Genomic DNA, 20,236 nt, shown 5'->3' with positions numbered 1-20,236 from the left:
TATTTATTTACAGGGTCATAATCCCACTCGATAACTAGACCGTCATAACCTATTTGTGATCACACGAATACACATTCAGTACAGTAAACTCCATATCTATTCTGCTGATACCATTACTAACCTATTATCCTCATTTTTTATTAAATCCATTAGTATAAAACCTTCAGAGCTATTATAACTAATGCTGTCTACTACATAAATTGAACTATCAAAGTCATAAATCTTTTCTGGTTTATTAGTAAACCCTTTTTCAAAGTTGTATAAATAAATACTTCTACCGTTAGAGTGAATTAACTTACCTTCGTCTAAAGAAAGTGAATGTCGATAAAATAACTTATTTAACTTTATCGTAACAATAACTTTTCCTGATGATGAGTCAAAAACATGCAGCTCATTATGTGGTAATAAAGCTATAAAGTTTCCATTTGGCAACTGATTTAGCCATATAGCTTGCGGTATTGGAATTAAAAAACTGTTAGAGGTTTCTCTATTATATACATAGCTAAGGTTCTGCTTTCCATTACCCTGATGTATTACATAAGCAATATTATCTTTATTAATATATTCAGCTGAGACTATAGTTCCCTTTGCCTCTATGATATCAATTACAGAAAATGTATCCTCATCAATAATTTCTAATCTACTATCATTTAATACCAACATCTCTCGCTTTTCTTTGGCAAGTCTAATCGCTTTATAATTATTATTAATCTCACTACTTGTTTTTTCTCCTGTCTTCTCTATAAAAGTCAGTATTGATTTTTGACTACCATCAGAGTGAGTCAAATAAGCTATTTTTTCATCTCTAAAACCAACCGAGAAACGTTCTTTAGACTTATCTGATTCAATAACAGAAAAATCAGATTTTTCTAAATCAAGCCGATAAACCCCAAAAACATACGGGTTAGTTGCGGCAATAATATTTGTTTCACTGATAGGGTAAACACTTGAATAATCGCTTATTTTATCCATTGAGATTTTTCTAGTGATTTTCCTTTTTAATAGTGAATAGTTATATAAGGTATTTTCTACATTATCAAACCAAGCTAAAATATCTGTTTTCTCGAAATAATTGACTGCCCATATTCTGTTTTTTGAGGAGTATAACTTAGTCTGATTACCCCCCTCCAAATCAGTAATAAAAAGCTCACTACTTTCTAACTGGTTCCTCTCAAAAATTACTGTTCTATCACTTTTAATATAGTGTAAAAATTTATCTCCAAAAGAGCTCAAGTTGGGAGAACTAATCTGAAACTCAGCCCCTGTAATTAAGTTTCTATTTACAATAACGGATAATTGCTCCTTTCCCCTATAGCCATATTTTGAATAAACAAAAGTCTTATCATCAACAGTAGTTCCAAAAAAGCTTTGATACTGACAATCGGAGATAAACTTACTACTTTTTGTTGAGCTGCTGTCATTACTCCACACTTCGCATTTTGAATTATTCTGAATCCTATAAATAATTTCATTGTTTGAAGATGACCATCCAACAGGATACACATTGGCATTTAATTCACTAATTTGATTTTCTTGGCCAGTGGTTAAGTTTTTTACCATCAATGAAGAAAAGTTTCCCTCTTTTTTAATAAAAGAAAATGCGGCTAAATTACTAATTGGAGATACCATTATTTCGGTATATTTACCTTGCATCCATGAAAGCGTTTCTTCTTTGTATTCTTTATTTACAACATTAATATTTTCAATATCAGCTTTGTAAGTATCATCTATACTTTTTATATTATGATTTTTATAAAAGTTTATGTATGAATAAAAGATTATAGCTGCAAGAGATATCACAACTAGTATAGATATACTGAATAACTTAGGTTTAATATCATAAGATTCTTGTGACGCAAGAGAGCCTTTTTGTGCATGAGCAAAAGACGCGTTTGAAAGCGAGGTATTTTCCTCATAATAAATTACTTCAGGCTCTAAGAAAAAGCTATAACCCTTTCTATAATGCGTTTTTACCACTAATCCGCGTTGTATTTCGGATTTTAAGACTTTCCTAAGTTCGGACATAGCTCGATTGATTGCATTATCATCAACATAATGCTGACACCAAACATCATCAATTAAATCTTGGCGGGTAATTATCTCTTCTTTATTAATAATCAAATAAGAAAGTATTTTAAAAAGAAGCGGCTCAAGCTCTCTTTCTACTTCGCCATCATAAATCATTTGCAACTTAGGGTTTAAGCTCCAAGCTCCAAATTTAATTTCTTTTACAGTTCTAGGAAAATTAGCTTCTTTCATTACAACTTATCTTAACCATTCCATTTCATGTCAGTCAAAATTACCAATAAACAGACACATTATGAACGATAGGTTAACAGTTAAGATCATCACTGTCATTAATTACAGGCACAAAAAAGCCCACATAAAGTGGGCTTTTAACAAACCGGATAGGCTTACTTGTGACGTAACTGCTGAATTACGCGTAACTGCGCAATTGCTTCTGCAAGCTGTACGGCTGCATGTTGATAATCCAACTCTGTTGCAGACGTTTTTGTCATTTGCTCTTCAGCTTCACGTTTAGCTTTTTGCGCAGAGTCTTCATCTAAATCTTCACCACGAACTGCAGTATCTGCAAGAATCGTAATGCGATTAGGTTGAACCTCTAACGTACCGCCAGCAACATACATCACGTCTTCGTGACCAAATTGCTTAACTAAACGTACCATACCAGGTTTAAGGGCAGTTAGTAATGGAGCGTGGCCTAGGTTTACACCTAGCTCGCCTTCACTACCAGATACTTGAATCGATTCAACAAGACCAGAAAATAAACTCTGCTCAGCGCTTACTACGTCAAGATGTACAGTCATAGCTGTCATACTACCCTCCTATTTACATGCCTTTGGCTTTTTCTTGAGCTTCTTCGATAGAGCCAACCATGTAGAACGCTTGCTCTGGAAGGTCATCAAACTCGCCGTTTAAAATACCTTTAAAGCCAGCAATTGTATCTTTTAGTGATACGTATTTACCCGACGCGCCTGTAAACACCTCTGCCACGAAGAACGGCTGAGATAGGAAACGTTGGATTTTACGCGCACGAGATACAAGTTGCTTATCTTCGTCAGAAAGCTCGTCCATACCTAGGATTGCAATGATGTCTTTAAGTTCTTTGTAACGCTGAAGAACTGTTTGAACGCCACGTGCTGTATCGTAGTGCTCTTGACCAATTACTTGTGGGTCAAGTTGACGTGAAGATGAATCAAGTGGATCTACCGCTGGGTAAATACCAAGTGATGCGATATCACGTGAAAGTACTACAGTTGCATCTAAGTGAGCAAAGGTCGTTGCTGGAGATGGATCTGTTAAATCATCCGCAGGTACGTATACCGCTTGGATTGATGTAATTGAACCCGTCTTAGTTGAAGCGATACGCTCTTGAAGCACACCCATTTCTTCAGCAAGTGTAGGCTGGTAACCTACCGCTGATGGCATACGACCAAGTAGTGCAGATACTTCTGTACCAGCAAGTGTGTAACGGTAGATATTATCTACGAAGAAAAGTACATCGCGACCTTCGTCACGGAACTTTTCAGCCATAGTAAGACCTGTTAACGCTACGCGTAAACGGTTACCTGGAGGCTCGTTCATCTGACCGTATACAAGCGATACTTTATCAAGTACGTTTGAATCGTTCATCTCATGGTAGAAATCGTTACCCTCACGTGTACGCTCACCAACACCTGCGAATACTGAGTAGCCGCTGTGCTCGATTGCGATGTTACGGATAAGTTCCATCATGTTTACAGTTTTACCAACACCGGCACCACCGAATAAACCAACTTTACCACCTTTAGCAAATGGACATACAAGGTCGATAACCTTGATACCAGTTTCTAAAAGCTCAACTGAACTTGATTGCTCTTCGTATGAAGGCGCTGCACGGTGAATAGACATACGGTCTTCTTCGCCGATTGGACCCGCTTCATCAATTGGCTCACCAAGTACGTTCATGATACGACCAAGCGTTGCTTTACCAACTGGAACTTGAATCGATTCACCTGTATTCATAACTAAAGCACTACGACGTAAACCGTCTGTAGTACCCATAGCGATAGTACGCACTACACCGCCACCTAGCTGCTGCTGGACTTCTAAAGTCAAGCCTGCTAAGTCGCCATCTGTTACTCTTAGTGCGTGATATACCGCTGGCACGCTATCTTGTGGAAATTCAATATCCACAACGGCGCCGATAATTTGGACGACCTTACCTAAACTCATGTCTATTCCTCTCGTTAATCTTTACCCGAAGCATTAAACTGCTGCTGAGCCAGAACAAATCTCACTAATTTCTTGTGTGATTGCTGCTTGGCGAGCCTTGTTATAAACAAGCTGTAGCTCATCCATAAGGTCACCTGCGTTATCAGTTGCAGCTTTCATTGCAACCATACGAGCAGCCTGTTCAGAGGCAGCATTTTCTACCACACCTTGGTATGCTTGAGACTCAATAAAGCGTACTAACAAAGACTCTAAAATAGCCTCTGGGTTTGGCTCATATAAGTAATCCCATGTGTGGGCAGATACTTCTTCTTCAGCTTTTGGCAAAGGGAGTAACTGATCTATAATTGGCTCTTGCTTCATGGTATTAACGAACTTGTTATATACCAAGAATAAACGGTCTATTTTGCCTTCAGAAAATGCATCAAGCATAACTTTTACAGGACCAATTACGTCTTGTACTGAAGGTTTATCTCCTAGGCCCGCTTTTTTAGCGAGTAGTTGACCACCAAAACGTTGAAAGAAGCCAGCTGCTTTACTACCTAAAGTAGCAAATTCAGCATTAACACCTTTTTCTTTCCACGCTTTAACATCAAGTGCAACTTTCTTAAACTCGTTTGAGTTTAAGCCGCCACACAGACCACGGTCTGTAGAGATAACAATATAACCAACTCGTTTTACTTCACGTTCTTTCAAGAACGGGTGAGTAAAATCAAGATTTGCTTGAGCAACACGACCAATTACTTCACGTAATTTGTCAGCGTATGGACGGCTTGAAGCAACGCGTTCTTGCGCCCTTTTCATTTTAGACGCAGCAACCATTTCCATTGCGCTAGTGATCTTTTGAGTATTTTTAATACTCCCGATCTTGCTTTTAATCTCTTTTCCGCTGGCCATGACTCTCTCTCCGAATCAAGGTGTGCTTTAGAAAACTAAAGCGCACCATTAATAACTAAATTACCAAGTTTGCGTAGACTTGAACTTCTCTAGAAGTTCTTTAAGCTGCGCTTCGATCTCGGCATTTAAGTTACCTGTTTCATTGATTTGAGCCACAAGCTCTGCGTATGTGCTAGTTGCATAAGAAAGTAAAGCCTCTTCAAAGTCACCGATTTTCGCGATTTCGATATCTTGAAGGAAGCCTTTTTCAGCAGCAAATAGCGACAAAGACATTTCAGCAACAGACATTGGCGCGTACTGCTTCTGCTTCATTAGCTCTGTTACACGCTCACCATGCTCAAGTTGAGCACGAGTTGCATCATCAAGGTCAGACGCGAACTGCGAGAACGCAGCTAATTCACGGTACTGAGCTAGGGCTAGACGAATACCGCCACCTAGTTTCTTAACGATTTTAGTTTGCGCAGCACCACCAACACGCGATACCGAGATACCAGCATTTACTGCCGGACGGATACCTGAGTTGAATAAGTCAGTTTCTAAGAAAATCTGACCATCGGTGATAGAGATAACGTTAGTCGGTACGAACGCAGAAACGTCGCCGCCTTGAGTTTCAATGATTGGCAATGCCGTCAATGAACCTGTTTTACCTTTCACTTCACCATTGGTGAACTTTTCAACGTACTCAGCGTTTACACGCGATGCACGCTCTAAAAGACGAGAGTGAAGGTAGAATACGTCACCTGGGTATGCTTCACGGCCTGGTGGACGCTTAAGTAGTAATGAAATTTGACGGTAAGCAACTGCTTGCTTAGACAAATCATCATATACGATTAACGCGTTTTCACCACGGTCACGGAAGTATTCACCCATAGTACAGCCCGCGAACGGTGCTAAGTACTGAAGTGCCGCAGATTCAGAAGCAGATGCAACAACTACGATAGTATTTGCTAGTGCACCATGCTCTTCTAATTTACGTACTACGTTAGCAATAGTAGATGCTTTTTGACCAATCGCTACGTACACACACTTAACGCCTGTGTCTTTTTGATTGATGATTGCATCGATTGCTAGTGCAGTTTTACCTGTTTGGCGATCCCCAATGATAAGTTCACGTTGACCACGACCAACTGGAATCATCGCATCAATAGATTTATAACCAGTTTGAACTGGCTCATCTACAGATTTACGCTCGATTACACCTGGTGCAATTTTTTCTACAGGTTCAAACCCGTCGTTATCTAAAGCGCCTTTACCATCGATTGGTGCACCTAGTGTGTTTACAACACGACCAAGTAGACCAGGGCCAACAGGAACTTCTAAGATACGACCAGTTGTATATACTTTTACGCCTTCAGTAAGGTCAGCGTAAGGACCCATTACTACTGCACCAATTGAGTCGCGCTCAAGGTTTAGTGCGATAGCATAACGGCTGCCTGGAAGCTCAATCATTTCACCTTGCATACAGTCAGCTAGACCGTGGATGCGGATGATACCGTCAGTAACAGATACAATAGTACCTTCGTTACGAGCTTCACTTACAACTTCGAACTTCTCAATACGTTGTTTGATTAGTTCTGAAATTTCAGTGGAATTAAGTTGCATGCTCTTTTTCCCAATTACGATTGTAGTGTTGTGGCTAAGCGATTTAATTTACCGCGTAAAGAGCCGTCGATTACAGTGTCACCCGCCTTAATAATAAGGCCGCCAACAACTGTAGCGTCTTCACTACAATTCAGCTTAACTTTGCGTGCGAAACGTTTTTCAAGTGCCGCTACCAATGACTCCTGCTGCGTTGCAGCAAGAGGTGTTGCCGAAATCACGTCTACTTCGATTTCTTTGTCGTATTCTGCTTTAAATTCAGCAAATAACTGTGCAACTGCAGGTAGTGCTATCAAACGTCCATTTTCAGCCATCACCTTAACTAGGTTTTGACCTTGTTCGTTGAGCTGCTCTGCACAAATGCTGATAAATAATTCAGCTTGTGCATGAGCAGTAGGCAATCCAGATAGAATGGCTGATGCTTGTTCATCACCGGCAACGTGGCCAGCAAAGAACAACATGTCATTCCAACTTTCTATAGTGCCTTTTTCAACGGCAAGTTCAAAAGCCGCTTTAGCGTATGGGCGAGCGATAGTAGTCAATTCAGACATGCTCATACCCTCCTAATTACAGCTCAGCGACAAGTTTTTCAACGATGTCACTATGTGCGGCTTGATTAATTTCACGCTCTAAAATACGTTCTGCGCCAATCACTGCAAGAGTTGCTACTTGCTTACGTAGCTCTTCTGTTACACGATTACGCTCAGACTCAACTTCAGAGTGCCCTTGAGCAATGATATTTTCACGCTCTTGCTGTCCACGAACTGTTTCTTCGTCAACAATTAGCACTGCACGCTTTTTAGCTTGATCAATGATATCAGCCGCTTGAGCTTTTGCATCTTTAAGCTGTTCAGCAGCTTTCTTTTGCGCAAGTTCTAAGTCTTTTTCGGCTCTATCAGAGGCAGCTAAACCATCTTCGATTTTTTTCTGGCGAGCTTCAATTGCACCGTTTAGTGGTGGCCATACGTATTTCATACAAAATAATACGAACACCGTAAACGCAATCAATTCACCGATAAGAGTGGCGTTTAAATTCACAACCGCTCCTCCTTAAATAGTAAGCTGTTCAAAAAATAAAATTAAAGTACGAACAACAATACCATAGCGATACCAACACCAATCATTGCTACAGCATCGATTAGACCAGCAAGAATAAACATCTTAACTTGTAGCGAAGGTGCAAGCTCAGGTTGACGTGCACATGCTTCAAGGAATTTACCGCCCATGTTACCAAAACCGATTGCTGTGCCGATTGCACCAAAACCGATTAGTAAAGCTACTGCGATGTACTTAAGACCTAATACTAGTTCCATTTTTTTCTCCAAAGTTTCAATTGTAAAGTTAAAAGTAAAAGTAAAATTGTAAATATAAAAATTAGTGATTATCTGAGCTTGCCATGCTTAGGTATACGATTGTTAGCATCATAAATACGAATGCTTGCAATACAATGACTAAGATATGGAATACAGCCCAAACAAAATGCAATGGTAATTGCATAAATCCGATAGCGCCGATCAATATGAAAATCAATTCACCCGCATATAAGTTACCAAACAAACGTAGCGCTAATGAAAACGGTTTAGAAACCAGCGCAATCAGTTCAAGTAATAAGTTAAATGGGATTAAAAGGATTTGTAGTGCCATATTATTTGAGCTAAACGGGTGAAGCGTTAACTCTTTAATAAACCCGCCAATGCCTTTTATTTTAATAGAGTAACCAATCATTAAAATAAATACACCTAGCGCTAGCGCTGCAGTCAAATTGATATCTGTAGTAGGTACAACTTTCATGTACACGTCATGTGAATCCATACCAAATGCAGTCTCACCAACAAAGCCAGCAAGTGCAGGTAAGAAATCAACTGGGATTAAATCCATCAAGTTCATTAAAAATATCCAAACAAATATCGTTAATGCTAATGGTGCAATAAGCTTGCTTTTACCATGGAAAGTATCGCGTACGTTGTCGCCAACAAACTCTACGACCATTTCAATAAAACATTGAAATTTTCCAGGTACACCTAGTGTTGATTTTTTAGCGGCACTACGGAAGATCCATAAAAATATAAGACCTAAACCGATTGACCACGCGAGGGTATCTATATGCCATGTCCAGAATCCACTGTCCGTACATGCTTTATTGAAGGCGAGACCTGTATCGGTCGAGCACATCTTAGCATTGGTCAAATGGTGCTGGATATGGCCAGATAGAGTAACTTCTTCTGCTGCCATGTTATATCCCAAAAGTTAATGTTTAAAAAAAACGGGTGCAAACAATCCAGTAAATAACGCCAGTACATAACTACTAAAAAAAGGTAATAAAATCACCGGAAAATGCTTTAGTACTAGCGCAAACAATACGATTGTTAGCATAAATTTTAATCCGTTGCCGCGTTTTAACGAAGCATACGCTTGATCTGCTCTACTTGCTCCCATATATCTGAATGCATAGAGCGCAAATACAAAATGTGGAAGTACTGCTACAGCGCCACCAGCGAGTGATGAAAGTGCGGCATTGACTCCCGAACTAAAAAAAATAATTACAGCAGCAATTAATGCTACAACTCCCTGAAGACAAATTAACTTTAATGCGGCAAGTCGATATGGACTTGCTAACTTATTAGTCACTGTTAGTTAACCTTTATGGCGTTCTAATTGTTAGGGTGTTAAAACTGGCGAAATTATACTTAATCCTGCCAGTTTTGCAACTTGAGTAGACGGTTTGTAACACAAAATGGCTACAAATGTCTCTTTTCAGACATGTAATAAATTAATGGTGGGTATTGTCGTGATTGATACGGTTTAAAATGCCGTCTAACTCATCTAAATTTGTATATGAAATAACCAGTTTACCTTTGCCTTTTTTGTTGTAGTTAATTTCTACTTTGGCACCAAGGTTTTCAGCGAGTTGTTGCTCTAACTGCTTAACATCTGGATCTTTTTCAATGACTTCTTTGGCTGGTATCGGCTCTAAAATTGAGCGTACTAGCTTTTCTGTTTCACGAACAGTGAGCGCTTTAGCTACAGCTAAACGAGCAGCATCGGATTGTGCTTCACCTTCAAGGGCTAATAAGCAACGCGCATGACCCATTTCGATATCACCATGCTCTAACAAAATTTTCACATCACCGTTTAAATTATTTAAGCGTAATAAATTAGTGACTGTGGTGCGTGATTTACCAACGGCATCAGCTACTTGCTGATGTGTTAATTCAAATTCATTAAGTAGGCGATTTAACGCAACTGCTTCTTCCATTGCATTTAAGTCTTCACGCTGAATATTTTCTATCAGTGCAATAGCAACGGCTGCTTCATCTGGTACATCTTTAATAATACAAGGTACCGTTTCAAGCTTTGCTATTTGCGCTGCGCGCCAACGACGCTCACCCGCTATGATTTCAAAACTATTGTGGGCAACAGGGCGTACAACTATTGGTTGAATTATCCCTTGTGAGCGAATAGAACTAGCAAGCTCTTCTAACGCTTCTTCAGACATGTCTTTACGAGGTTGATATTTACCTGAGTGTAAAAACTCAATAGGGAGTTTTTGTAATTCACTGTTATTAGGTCCAGCTGCATTTTGCACAGCTTCGGTCACATTTGATGTGTCTTGTTCCTTGCTTTCGATTGGTGCAGGCTTTGACGAACTTAAAAGTGCGTCGAGTCCTCGGCCTAAACCTCGTTTTTTAGCAGACATGTTATTTTTTTACCTCAAAGTTAGGCGACAACTGACGCTGTTTTTTCTTTTCTGCGCAGCATTTCACCAGCAAGTGCTAAATAGGCTTTAGCGCCACTTGATGCCCGGTCATAATACATAGCAGGAGTACCAAAACTTGGGGCTTCCGCTAAGCGAACATTACGTGGGATCACCGTGCGATATACTTTATCGCCAAAATGTTGTTTTAATTGTTCTGATACATCATTTGCTAAACGATTGCGTGGATCATACATAGTACGAAGTATGCCTTCAATTTGTAAGCTAGGATTCACTAACTTAGCAAGTTGCGTAATCGTATCCATTAATGCTGTTAGTCCTTCGAGCGCATAATACTCACACTGCATCGGTACTAAAATAGAATCGGCTGCTGCCATGGCGTTAACCGTTAGCATATTTAGAGAAGGGGGACAGTCGATAAAAATAAATTCGTACTGATCCTGAATTTTTTCAAGCGCGTTACGCAAACGCACTTCACGAGCAAATAATTCCATAAGCTTAACTTCTGCAGCGGTTACGTCACCATTTGCAGCAATCATATGATATTCGCCCGACGTTTCTTTGATGATTACGTCTTCTATAGGTTTATCTTCAATTAGCAAATCGTAAATAGTTGGCACATCGCCATACTTATCCACGCCACTACCCATAGTCGCATTACCTTGCGGATCGAGATCAATTAACAGCACTTTACGTTTCGTTGCAGCCATGGACGCAGCGAGATTAACAGCGGTTGTAGTTTTACCCACTCCACCTTTTTGATTTGCTAATGCGATGACTTTTGCCACGGTGTCTCTGATCCCTAGTCTTTAGAAAGAATAATTAAATGTCGTTGTGCATCTAACTTAGGTACTTCTAATGCAATTTTTTGCTCAAACTTAACGCCAGCGGGTAATGACTCTAGCTCTTCGCTAGGGAATACACCCTTAAGGGCTATAAATTTACCAGAATGATCAATTAAGTGCGAACACCAGTCAACCATATCTTGTAATGAAGCAAATGCACGACTGAGTACGCCATCTAATTTAACACTTGGTTGATATTCTTCAACTCTTGACTGCACAGGGGTGACGTTATCGAGTCCAAGTTCATGTTTAACATGCATTAAAAATCGTACACGTTTGCCCAAGCTATCTAATAACACAAAATGTGTATCCGGTAATGCAATCGCTAATACGATACCCGGTAAACCAGGTCCTGTTCCAACATCAATATAATGATGACCGGGTAAATGAGGCGCAACAACTAAGCTATCCATAATATGCTTAATCATCATTTCTTCTGGTAAGCGTACTGAGGTTAAATTATAAGCTTTGTTCCACTTATTCAGTAACTCGACGTAACGAACTAGCTGTTGCTGTTGTTTTTCTGTTAGCGCAATATCAGTTTGCGCTAACAATGTAGTTAATTGTTGCTGTAACACTATGTACCCTTACTGTTACGCAGATTTGCGTAATAAGCCTTGCTTCTTCAGATACACTAATAATAGCGAAATCGCCGCTGGGGTGATACCAGAAATACGCGATGCTTGACCAATAGTGTCAGGACGCGACTCAACAAGCTTTGCAACTACCTCATTTGATAAACCAGATACGGTTTTATAATCAAACTCTTTTGGTAAAATTGTTTGCTCATGACGAAGTTGTTTATTGATCTCATCTTGTTGACGCGCAATGTAACCGGCGTACTTAGTATGGATCTCAACTTGTTCAAGTGCGGCTTTGTTTGTAAATTCAGATCCTAATCCATCAATAGCCATAAGATCGTTATAGCGAATCTCAGGACGGCGAAGTAATTCTTCTAAACTAGCTTCACGAGTAAGCGGTGTTTTTAGTAATGCATTAACTTGATCAATAACATTATGATCTTTGTGGATCCATGTATCTTTAATACGCTGTTTCTCTTTTTCGATCACTTCTATTTTTTCATTAAAAGCCTGCCAGCGTTCGTCATTAACAAGTCCTAGCTCACGGCCTTTTTCAGTTAAACGAATATCAGCATTATCTTCACGAAGTAATAAACGGTATTCGGCACGGCTTGTAAACATACGGTACGGTTCTTTCGTACCCAGTGTTGCCAAATCGTCGATTAAAACACCCACGTAAGCTTCATCACGGCGTGGAGTCCAAGAATCTTTACCTTGCACTTTTAGCGCCGCATTCATACCTGCAATTAAACCTTGTGCACCGGCTTCTTCATAGCCGGTAGTACCGTTAATTTGACCCGCAAAAAATAAGCCTTCAATAAATTTAGTTTCTAAAGACTGTTTTAAATCACGTGGATCAAAGTAATCGTATTCAATAGCGTAACCAGGACGACAAATATGTGCGTTTTCAAAACCTGTAATTGATTGCACTATTTCTAATTGCACGTCAAACGGTAAACTTGTTGAAATACCGTTAGGGTATAGCTCATAAGAGGTTAAGCCTTCTGGCTCAACAAAAATTTGATGTTTGTCTTTATCTGCAAAACGAACAATTTTATCTTCAATTGATGGGCAATAGCGCGGACCAATCCCTTCAATAACACCTGAGTACATTGGTGAACGATGTAAATTTTTACGAATTACATCATGTGTTTTTTCGTTTGTGTAAGTGATGTAACACGGTATTTGTTGTGGGTGATCTGATTGTTTACCCATAAATGAAAATACAGGTGTTGGTGTATCACCAGGCTGTGCTTCCATTTTTGTAAAATCAACAGTACGGGCATCAATACGCGGCGGTGTACCTGTTTTTAAACGATCCACTCTAAAAGGATGCTCGCGTAAACGTTCAGCCAATGCAATTGATGGAGGATCGCCAGCACGGCCACCTTTGTAATTTTCTAAACCTATGTGTATTTGGCCACCTAAAAAAGTACCTACGGTTAGCACCACACTCGGTGCACTAAAACGTAAACCCATTTGAGTTACTACGCCAGTGACACGATCGTTTTCAACAATAAGATCATCACATGATTGTTGAAAAATTTTAAGGTTATCTTGGTTTTGTAATGTTGTTTGAATTGCCGCTTTGTACAAAGCGCGATCTGCTTGTGCTCGAGTTGCACGAACAGCAGGTCCTTTTGAAGAATTCAGTGTACGAAATTGGATCCCGCCTTTGTCAATAGCTTGTGCCATTGCACCACCAAGCGCGTCAATTTCTTTTACCAAATGACCTTTGCCTATCCCACCAATTGCTGGATTACAAGACATTTGACCAAGGGTATCCATATTGTGAGTCAGTAGCAGGGTATTCATCCCCATTCGGGCAGCTGCTAATGCGGCTTCAGTGCCAGCATGTCCACCACCTACTACGATAACGTCAAAATTTTCGTGAAAAATCATTAATGGGATCCTACTTAAATCAAACCGGTAAACTTCAAAAGGGAGCGTATTCTACCTAGAAATTAGCAGAAAATAAATGATTAAACAGTGGGCAAGATCTAAGTATGTGATCTCTAATAATATAAAGGATCTTTTAAAGAGATCTTTAATTACTATTACTACTACTGATCGGCTTTTCTGTTGATAAGGTTTAGATCTTCATTTAAAACATGAAATTAGATCGGATCTAAAGGTGTTAATATGATCGGATCATCCAGCAAATAAGCTCTGATCAAAAAGGCACTTTATGCACAGGGCTGAATCAGTTAGATCTTATCCAATGGATAAGCATGCTTTAAAAAGCAGTTTATTCAATCTTTATCCACAAAATCTATTAAATTATTAGTAAATTGTGGGTAACTTTATATATAACTTTTCACTTGATCTATCTATTTTAAGCCTGTTTGAGCTATCCAAGAGTCTATCCATGCTAATGCAGTATCTTCTGGTAGTGGTTCATCAAGAATATTAAGCTCTAAACGCTCTGCTACTTTCATAGCCCCTTTTTGAGTTAATAATGCATCTATATTACGTCCAGCAAGGTTATAAGTGTCATAACTGGTGTCGCCCAAAGCGATTACTGAATATTTTAAATGAGATAAATCATTTACTTGTGTCAGATCTTCCACAAAACTAATAAGGTTTTCAGGGTAATCACCCGCACCATACGTTGATGTACAGATTAGCCAAATAGTATTTTGCTGATCAATATTATTAAACTCAGGTTGATCATGCAGTTGACTCGTAATACCTCGATTATTAAGTTCATCGTTTAATTGCTCTGCAACATACTCGGCTGATCCCATTTGGCTGCCAACAATAAGATTTACTGAACTCATGAATATTAGTGATCACATTAGTTTTAATTGTTGCCTATGATAACTGAGTGAGTATAACAGTAAAGTTAAGAGTGCTATTTTGTATAACTATTTTTGTAGTAATTTTACACTGCTTTTTTAGAGAGCCTTTAACTTATTGATAATTAATAGATTAACAAATTATCTTTAAATGTAATCTTCTTATCAAGTTGTTGATAAGGTTGGGGGAAGCTATGTTTAAAGTGATTTTTAGGTTGTTTTATATTCGCTAAGCTATTGATATTACTTATTAGTCAAAAACTGAATTGCAAATTTTTCGATCTAAAATACATGTTGATCATAATGTGGATATAAAGCCTGTTGATAACCTCAAATACAGATCAAAAATAATTTTAAAAAATGATCTAATAGAGCAGATCTAATGAAATTAATAAAAAATAAGCTTATAAACAGGTAAATTTTAATTGATCGCGAGTTTTTTGCGGCTGATTTACCTTGTTTTGGTATTTATTTGAGCAAAAAAGCTGGCTTTGTGGATAAGTGATCTGGATATTTTTAATTTAATATAGATTTAGATCCGTTATTTAAAAAAATTTAGTTGGTGAATTAGTAGATCAAAGGTTTAGTGGGCTTAACTGTTGAGTTGTTTTATTTAAATAATGATAGTGATCATCAAATCATATAGTGTCAAAAGTAAGCTTTTTACACTATTAACCTATGTTTTTTAGCTTTTTAATTGAGTAAAAAACATCATTTTTATGTGTGTGAGGTATGTTACAGAGTGTTTTGGCTAACTAAAGTTAGTATAAAAAGGCAATTTATAACTATTTTTTGCATGAAGCATAATGCTTTAAAAGCGTGTTCTGGTTTGAAAAATGTATCGATTATGTATTAATTATAGGTGCAAGTTTCGCTAATAATGCCTCCAAAGTGTGTACCTCTTGTTGTTTAATCTACGTAATCTGACCTCTCTTGGCTGTTATAAAGGTAACTTTGAATATTATTTTATTGGCAGTAATTCTCAGTTATTAGACCAATAAATAGCATATTTTAGAGCAGAATTTTTTATATAAAAAAGAGCACCTGAGTGCTCTTTATAATAAGAATATGTTTGTAATAAGGTGTTTATTTACCAATACAAAACGAGCTAAATATTTTGCCAAGTAGGTCGTCTGAGGTAAATTCACCTGTAATTTCGTTTAAATACTGCTGTGTTAAACGCAGTTCTTCAGCCAGTATTTCACCGGCAATGTGCATTTCTAATTGCGTTTTACCTGTATCTAAATGATACGCAGCACTTTCTAGTGCATCTAGATGACGGCGGCGCGCCATAAAGCCACCTTCAGTCGCGCCCTGAAAACCTATACAGGCCTTTAAATGCTCGCGAACGAGTTCAATACCGTCAGCATTTTTGGCACTTAAGCTGATGACCGGGTATTGTTGCTCTTGCTCCATACCGACTATATCGCCCGACAAATCAGCTTTATTTCTGATGACCGTAACGCCCATACCTTCTGGTAATTTTGCCATAAATTCAGGCCAAATTTTGTGTGGGTCAGTATCTATCGTATCTGTGCCATCAAGCATAAATAAAACCCGATCGGCTTGGTTTATTTCATCCCAAGCACGTTCAATACCTATTTGCTCTACGCGATCGGGGCTTTCGCGTAGGCCTGCGGTATCTATAATATGCAGTGGCATACCATCTATATGTATATGCTCTCGTAGTACGTCGCGAGTGGTACCGGCTATTTCTGTTACGATTGCGGCTTCACGACCAGCTAGGGCATTGAGTAGGCTTGATTTACCCGCATTAGGGCGACCTGCAATTACAACACGCATACCTTCGCGCATGATGCTGCCTTGTTTAGCTTGATTGGTTACGGTATTGAGCTGATTTATAATGGCATCTAAATCACCAGATACTTTACCGTCAGATAAAAAATCAATTTCTTCATCAGGAAAATCAATTGCCGCTTCTACGTACATACGTAAGTGAATTACTTTTTCTACCAGTGTTTCTATGTGCTTAGAAAATTCACCTTGCAGCGACTGTAGGGCGCTTTTAGCGGCTTGCTCACTTGTAGCATTAATTAAGTCGGCGATAGCTTCTGCTTGTGTTAAATCAAGCTTGTCGTTCATAAATGCACGCTCAGAAAACTCACCTGGCTTTGCTAAACGAACGCCGTCTATTTTACTAATTTCTTTAAGTAACATATCCAGTACTACAGGACCGCCGTGGCCTTGTAACTCAAGTACGTCTTCGCCAGTAAATGAGTTAGGGCCTGCAAAGTAAATGGCAATACCTTGATCAAGCTGTTTGCCAGTAAGGCTTTTAAATGGCACATAATCGGCGTAGCGAACTTTAGGTATTTTACCTACCACTTTTTCGGCAACACTTTTAGCAAGGCTACCTGAAACGCGAATAATACCAACACCACCACGTCCGGGGGCAGTTGCTTGTGCTGCAATTGTATCTTGATTGATCATGCTATTAATTTGCCAACGATGAGTAACTTTATGGCGGTATTGTAACCTATGAAATAAACACTCGCGAATACTCTGGTGAAAAACAGGCAATAAAAAAGGCGACCGAAGTCGCCTTTATATGAGTAATATACCCAAACCATCTTGATGTGGCTGGGTATAGGCAATTAGCCTCTTACTTTAATTCCTTTCTTTTCCATGCCACGGTAGATAATTAACATCTGGACGATAGAAATAAGGTTAGACACTAACCAGTAAAGAACCAAACCCGATGGGAACCATAAGAAAAATACAGAGAAGATAACCGGCATAAAGGTCATCATTTTTTGCTGCATTGGATCTGTCACCGTCATAGGTTGTAGTTTTTGCGTCACAAACATACTCAAACCAAATAAGATGGGTAGTACGTAGTATGGGTCTTTCGCAGAAAGATCTGTTAACCAAAAAATAAATTCAGCATGGCGAAGTTCAGTAGACTCTAAGAATACGTAGAACAAGGCTAAGAAAATTGGCATTTGTAGCAAAATAGGGAAACAGCCACCCATAGGGTTCACTTTTTCTTTTTTGTACATTTCCATAGTTGCTTGGCCGAACTTTTGACGGTCATCACCAAACTTTTCTTTAAGGGCTGCCATTTTAGGCTGTAGGGCACGCATTTTTGCCATCGAAGTATATTGCGCTTTGGTAAGTGGATACATTAACGATTTAACGATAATAGTGATGGCAATAATAGCTACACCCCAGTTACCCAAAATGCTGTGTAACCATTTTAGCAATACAAATAAAGGCTGCGAGATAAAAAATAACCAACCGTAATCTACAGTTAAATCTAGGTCTGGGTGAATCGCTTCAAGAATATCTGATTCTTTCGGACCCATATAATAAATAGCAGTTAGTGTTTGCTCACTACCTGCTTGAATATTAACAGCTTCATCTTTAGCACCAATAATAGCGGCATTACTTTTTGTAATTAAACTATAAAGTGTATTTGATTGATCCTGCATTGGCACCCAAGCACTTACAAAGTAATGCTGGATAAACGCAACATAACCACCTTGGGTGTTTTTGTTTAGGTTTTTATCAGCCATATCTGAAAAGCTATACTTTTCGTATTTTTCTTCATCAGTACCGTATGCAGCGCCTAAATAGTTTTGATCAACCATGCTGCCTTTTTCTTGTACTGTGCGCTTAATTTGAGTGTATAGCTGTACTTGAAGCGGTGCGCTGGTGGTGTTGTTAATTTTATATTCTAGACCAACATCGTATTGACCTTTTTTGAATACATAGGTTTTAGTAAAGTTAACACCATTACTATCAGTAAACTGAAGTGGAACACGAAGCTCATCACCTGTTAAGGTATATGATTTTTGTTCGGTACTGTAAGTAGGGCGGCCATTCGCTGATGCGTCAGGGCCATTCAAACCAATTAAGCCACTTTGTGAAAAGTATTGATTACCATCAAACTCACCAAGCAACATATAAGGCGTGTTACTTCCTTTGGTATCTTCGTATTGAAGAAGGTCTGTTTCAACAATGTCACCGCCTTTGGTGTCAATTTTAACTTTAAAAACGTCAGTTGTAATTTCAATAACTGAACGTTTAGCTAAAGTTGCTGAAGTAGGTAATTCTGAATCTGATGATGAAGGAATATAATCATCTGACTCTGGTGAATTTGCTTTTAGTGTTTGTGTTGTGGCACTTGGATCGACTTTAGGCTTGTTGTAATCATTGTCCCATTCTTGGAACAATAAAAACGACACTAGCATTAGGCCAATTAATAAAAACGTGCGTTGCGATTCCATAACAGCTCTTATTTCTCGTGTTGGTGGTTAATATATTTTTCAGGGACGGGGTCATCTCCGCCTGAATGTAAAGGATGGCATTTTAATATGCGCTTCAAAGCTAACCAACTCCCTTTTACCGATCCATGCAATTTAATTGCTTGAATAGCGTAACTAGAACAGGTTGGATTAAAACGACAATGCGGACCTAACAGCGGGCTAATCCACTTTTGATAACCGCGGATAAATAACACTAAACAAAAAGTTGGTAAAGCAACAAGTGGTTTAAGTAACCTCATGATGTTTATGCCCCTACTTAAGTTTAGTGAGATAGATATCATGTATTTAAAGACTCAATTAGAAATTTTAAATGCATGATTAAAAGGTGAGCTAAAGATACATTAATTAACCCTGCAATTCTATTGCAATTAGGCTTGTTTATTAGATTTAGCTGATTTGTTAGGGCGTTTCTTAAAAGGTGGCGGTTTAGGTGCACCTGGTTTACAGCGTTCGTTAATTTTTCGCCATAATTTAGTAAGTTGCTTGGTTAATTCTTCATTAGACTGATCGTCAATACCATTTTTGACCATAAGCACAATATCAATATTATCGATGCTGTGTTGATTTAAACGAAAACTTTCGCGAGCGAGACGTTTAATACGGTTTCGTTGGCATGCCTTTTTTACACGTTTTTTAGCAACAGTAAGACCTAACCTAGGTTTATCTTGGTCATTCGGTTTAGCTAATAGAGTAAAGAAAGGAGTTGCAGCCCGAGCGGGTTCATTAAATATGCGAGAGTAATGCGAGGGAGTTAACAGACGTAACTCCCTGCCAAAGCTAAAGTCTTCCACTTATAAATTAAGCAGAAAGAACTTTGCGGCCTTTAGCGCGGCGACGTGCTAATACTTTACGGCCATTTACAGTTGCCATGCGAGCACGGAAGCCGTGTGCACGTTTGCGTTTTAAAACGCTAGGTTGAAAAGTTCTTTTCATAACAATCTCATCCGATCGGTTAAAGTTAAAACATCCTATACAGGTCGCGATCCTGGCATAGGTGCCATTGCGAGCGCGAGATATTATAGATGAAGTGACTTAAAGTCAATCATAATTACACCCTACACTAAGTGTTAGTTACTCTATTAATGGTGATCGAAAATTATGATCAACTAGGATCATCATAAATAAGAAGTTTTCCACAGCCCCTGTATAGAAAGTGAATAAAAGCGGGGGAAAAGTAAAATGGATCGTAAAATTGGTTCGCGATCTTCGTGTTATTTTGTTATGATCTATCTTCAGGCTTTTAAATAAAAGCTCATTAAAATCAGTCTGTTAATGTTTT

The 20,236-nt window shown here is 38.7% G+C and carries 20 protein-coding genes; all 20 read right to left on the bottom strand.

Features of this window, described 5'->3' with window-relative positions; genetic code table 11:
• Positions 1 to 96: 96 nt before the first annotated feature.
• On the bottom strand, positions 97 to 2,259 hold the full coding sequence (locus tag PALI_RS02010) for a winged helix-turn-helix domain-containing protein (RefSeq protein ID WP_193154696.1): 2,163 nt from the start codon (positions 2,257 to 2,259) through the stop codon (positions 97 to 99).
• A 155-nt stretch (positions 2,260 to 2,414) separates the two neighbouring features.
• On the bottom strand, positions 2,415 to 2,837 hold the full coding sequence (locus PALI_RS02005) for a F0F1 ATP synthase subunit epsilon (RefSeq protein WP_077536550.1): 423 nt from the start codon (positions 2,835 to 2,837) through the stop codon (positions 2,415 to 2,417).
• Between the two features lie 13 nt (positions 2,838 to 2,850).
• The gene (gene atpD, locus PALI_RS02000; protein WP_024611288.1) at positions 2,851 to 4,236 is read right to left on the bottom strand and encodes a F0F1 ATP synthase subunit beta; all 1,386 of its coding nucleotides are present in this window, start codon (positions 4,234 to 4,236) and stop codon (positions 2,851 to 2,853) included.
• Positions 4,237 to 4,269: 33 nt separating this feature from the next.
• Complete coding sequence (atpG, locus tag PALI_RS01995) at positions 4,270 to 5,130, bottom strand: F0F1 ATP synthase subunit gamma (RefSeq protein ID WP_193154695.1); 861 nt, start codon at positions 5,128 to 5,130, stop codon at positions 4,270 to 4,272.
• A 60-nt stretch (positions 5,131 to 5,190) separates the two neighbouring features.
• Positions 5,191 to 6,732 carry a F0F1 ATP synthase subunit alpha gene (atpA, locus tag PALI_RS01990; RefSeq protein ID WP_138584863.1) on the bottom strand — a complete coding sequence of 514 codons (1,542 nt, stop codon included), beginning with the start codon at positions 6,730 to 6,732 and terminating at the stop codon, positions 5,191 to 5,193.
• A gap of 14 nt (positions 6,733 to 6,746) precedes the next feature.
• Positions 6,747 to 7,280, bottom strand: a complete 534-nt coding sequence (atpH, locus tag PALI_RS01985; RefSeq protein ID WP_077536547.1) for a F0F1 ATP synthase subunit delta — start codon at positions 7,278 to 7,280, stop codon at positions 6,747 to 6,749.
• Between the two features lie 16 nt (positions 7,281 to 7,296).
• Positions 7,297 to 7,767: a F0F1 ATP synthase subunit B gene (gene atpF, locus PALI_RS01980; protein WP_077536546.1), complete on the bottom strand. Its 471-nt coding sequence runs from the start codon at positions 7,765 to 7,767 to the stop codon at positions 7,297 to 7,299.
• Positions 7,768 to 7,808: 41 nt separating this feature from the next.
• Positions 7,809 to 8,042: a F0F1 ATP synthase subunit C gene (gene atpE / locus PALI_RS01975; protein WP_004335261.1), complete on the bottom strand. Its 234-nt coding sequence runs from the start codon at positions 8,040 to 8,042 to the stop codon at positions 7,809 to 7,811.
• A gap of 61 nt (positions 8,043 to 8,103) precedes the next feature.
• The gene (gene atpB / locus PALI_RS01970) at positions 8,104 to 8,961 is read right to left on the bottom strand and encodes a F0F1 ATP synthase subunit A (protein ID WP_077536545.1); all 858 of its coding nucleotides are present in this window, start codon (positions 8,959 to 8,961) and stop codon (positions 8,104 to 8,106) included.
• Positions 8,962 to 8,976: 15 nt separating this feature from the next.
• Complete coding sequence (locus tag PALI_RS01965) at positions 8,977 to 9,357, bottom strand: ATP synthase subunit I (RefSeq protein ID WP_182701909.1); 381 nt, start codon at positions 9,355 to 9,357, stop codon at positions 8,977 to 8,979.
• A 142-nt stretch (positions 9,358 to 9,499) separates the two neighbouring features.
• Positions 9,500 to 10,426, bottom strand: a complete 927-nt coding sequence (locus PALI_RS01960; RefSeq protein WP_077536543.1) for a ParB/RepB/Spo0J family partition protein — start codon at positions 10,424 to 10,426, stop codon at positions 9,500 to 9,502.
• 20 nt (positions 10,427 to 10,446) lie between these two features.
• Positions 10,447 to 11,232: a ParA family protein gene (locus PALI_RS01955; protein ID WP_004335235.1), complete on the bottom strand. Its 786-nt coding sequence runs from the start codon at positions 11,230 to 11,232 to the stop codon at positions 10,447 to 10,449.
• Between the two features lie 14 nt (positions 11,233 to 11,246).
• Complete coding sequence (rsmG, locus tag PALI_RS01950) at positions 11,247 to 11,867, bottom strand: 16S rRNA (guanine(527)-N(7))-methyltransferase RsmG (protein ID WP_077536541.1); 621 nt, start codon at positions 11,865 to 11,867, stop codon at positions 11,247 to 11,249.
• Between the two features lie 15 nt (positions 11,868 to 11,882).
• The gene (mnmG, locus tag PALI_RS01945; RefSeq protein WP_077536540.1) at positions 11,883 to 13,772 is read right to left on the bottom strand and encodes a tRNA uridine-5-carboxymethylaminomethyl(34) synthesis enzyme MnmG; all 1,890 of its coding nucleotides are present in this window, start codon (positions 13,770 to 13,772) and stop codon (positions 11,883 to 11,885) included.
• Positions 13,773 to 14,200: 428 nt separating this feature from the next.
• Positions 14,201 to 14,650 (bottom strand): FMN-binding protein MioC, encoded by a 450-nt coding sequence (mioC, locus tag PALI_RS01940; RefSeq protein ID WP_193154693.1) that lies wholly within the window; start codon positions 14,648 to 14,650, stop codon positions 14,201 to 14,203.
• A 1,104-nt stretch (positions 14,651 to 15,754) separates the two neighbouring features.
• Positions 15,755 to 17,119 carry a tRNA uridine-5-carboxymethylaminomethyl(34) synthesis GTPase MnmE gene (gene mnmE / locus PALI_RS01935; RefSeq protein ID WP_193154692.1) on the bottom strand — a complete coding sequence of 455 codons (1,365 nt, stop codon included), beginning with the start codon at positions 17,117 to 17,119 and terminating at the stop codon, positions 15,755 to 15,757.
• A gap of 164 nt (positions 17,120 to 17,283) precedes the next feature.
• Positions 17,284 to 18,918 (bottom strand): membrane protein insertase YidC, encoded by a 1,635-nt coding sequence (yidC, locus tag PALI_RS01930; protein ID WP_193154691.1) that lies wholly within the window; start codon positions 18,916 to 18,918, stop codon positions 17,284 to 17,286.
• A gap of 8 nt (positions 18,919 to 18,926) precedes the next feature.
• Positions 18,927 to 19,196: a membrane protein insertion efficiency factor YidD gene (yidD, locus tag PALI_RS01925; protein ID WP_077536537.1), complete on the bottom strand. Its 270-nt coding sequence runs from the start codon at positions 19,194 to 19,196 to the stop codon at positions 18,927 to 18,929.
• A gap of 129 nt (positions 19,197 to 19,325) precedes the next feature.
• Positions 19,326 to 19,748 (bottom strand): ribonuclease P protein component, encoded by a 423-nt coding sequence (gene rnpA, locus PALI_RS01920; protein ID WP_077536536.1) that lies wholly within the window; start codon positions 19,746 to 19,748, stop codon positions 19,326 to 19,328.
• 7 nt (positions 19,749 to 19,755) lie between these two features.
• Positions 19,756 to 19,890, bottom strand: a complete 135-nt coding sequence (rpmH, locus tag PALI_RS01915) for a 50S ribosomal protein L34 (RefSeq protein WP_004335215.1) — start codon at positions 19,888 to 19,890, stop codon at positions 19,756 to 19,758.
• Positions 19,891 to 20,236 lie beyond the last annotated feature (346 nt).

The sequence above is a fragment of the Pseudoalteromonas aliena SW19 genome (assembly GCF_014905615.1).
GTDB lineage: Bacteria > Pseudomonadota > Gammaproteobacteria > Enterobacterales > Alteromonadaceae > Pseudoalteromonas > Pseudoalteromonas aliena.
This window is presented reverse-complemented; position numbering and strand designations above follow the sequence as displayed.

Excerpts from the sequence above, each read along its gene's own strand:
- atpA (WP_138584863.1), bottom strand. The coding sequence starts at position 6,732 with ATGCAACTTAATTCCACTGAAATTTCAGAACTAATCAAACAACGTATT.
- mnmG (WP_077536540.1), bottom strand. The coding sequence starts at position 13,772 with ATGATTTTTCACGAAAATTTTGACGTTATCGTAGTAGGTGGTGGACAT.
- mnmE (WP_193154692.1), bottom strand. The coding sequence starts at position 17,119 with ATGATCAATCAAGATACAATTGCAGCACAAGCAACTGCCCCCGGACGT.
- PALI_RS02010 (WP_193154696.1), bottom strand. The coding sequence starts at position 2,259 with ATGAAAGAAGCTAATTTTCCTAGAACTGTAAAAGAAATTAAATTTGGA.
- mioC (WP_193154693.1), bottom strand. The coding sequence starts at position 14,650 with ATGAGTTCAGTAAATCTTATTGTTGGCAGCCAAATGGGATCAGCCGAG.
- yidD (WP_077536537.1), bottom strand. The coding sequence starts at position 19,196 with ATGAGGTTACTTAAACCACTTGTTGCTTTACCAACTTTTTGTTTAGTG.
- PALI_RS02005 (WP_077536550.1), bottom strand. The coding sequence starts at position 2,837 with ATGACAGCTATGACTGTACATCTTGACGTAGTAAGCGCTGAGCAGAGT.
- rpmH (WP_004335215.1), bottom strand. The coding sequence starts at position 19,890 with ATGAAAAGAACTTTTCAACCTAGCGTTTTAAAACGCAAACGTGCACAC.
- yidC (WP_193154691.1), bottom strand. The coding sequence starts at position 18,918 with ATGGAATCGCAACGCACGTTTTTATTAATTGGCCTAATGCTAGTGTCG.
- atpH (WP_077536547.1), bottom strand. The coding sequence starts at position 7,280 with ATGTCTGAATTGACTACTATCGCTCGCCCATACGCTAAAGCGGCTTTT.
- atpB (WP_077536545.1), bottom strand. The coding sequence starts at position 8,961 with ATGGCAGCAGAAGAAGTTACTCTATCTGGCCATATCCAGCACCATTTG.
- atpD (WP_024611288.1), bottom strand. The coding sequence starts at position 4,236 with ATGAGTTTAGGTAAGGTCGTCCAAATTATCGGCGCCGTTGTGGATATT.
- PALI_RS01960 (WP_077536543.1), bottom strand. The coding sequence starts at position 10,426 with ATGTCTGCTAAAAAACGAGGTTTAGGCCGAGGACTCGACGCACTTTTA.
- atpG (WP_193154695.1), bottom strand. The coding sequence starts at position 5,130 with ATGGCCAGCGGAAAAGAGATTAAAAGCAAGATCGGGAGTATTAAAAAT.
- atpE (WP_004335261.1), bottom strand. The coding sequence starts at position 8,042 with ATGGAACTAGTATTAGGTCTTAAGTACATCGCAGTAGCTTTACTAATC.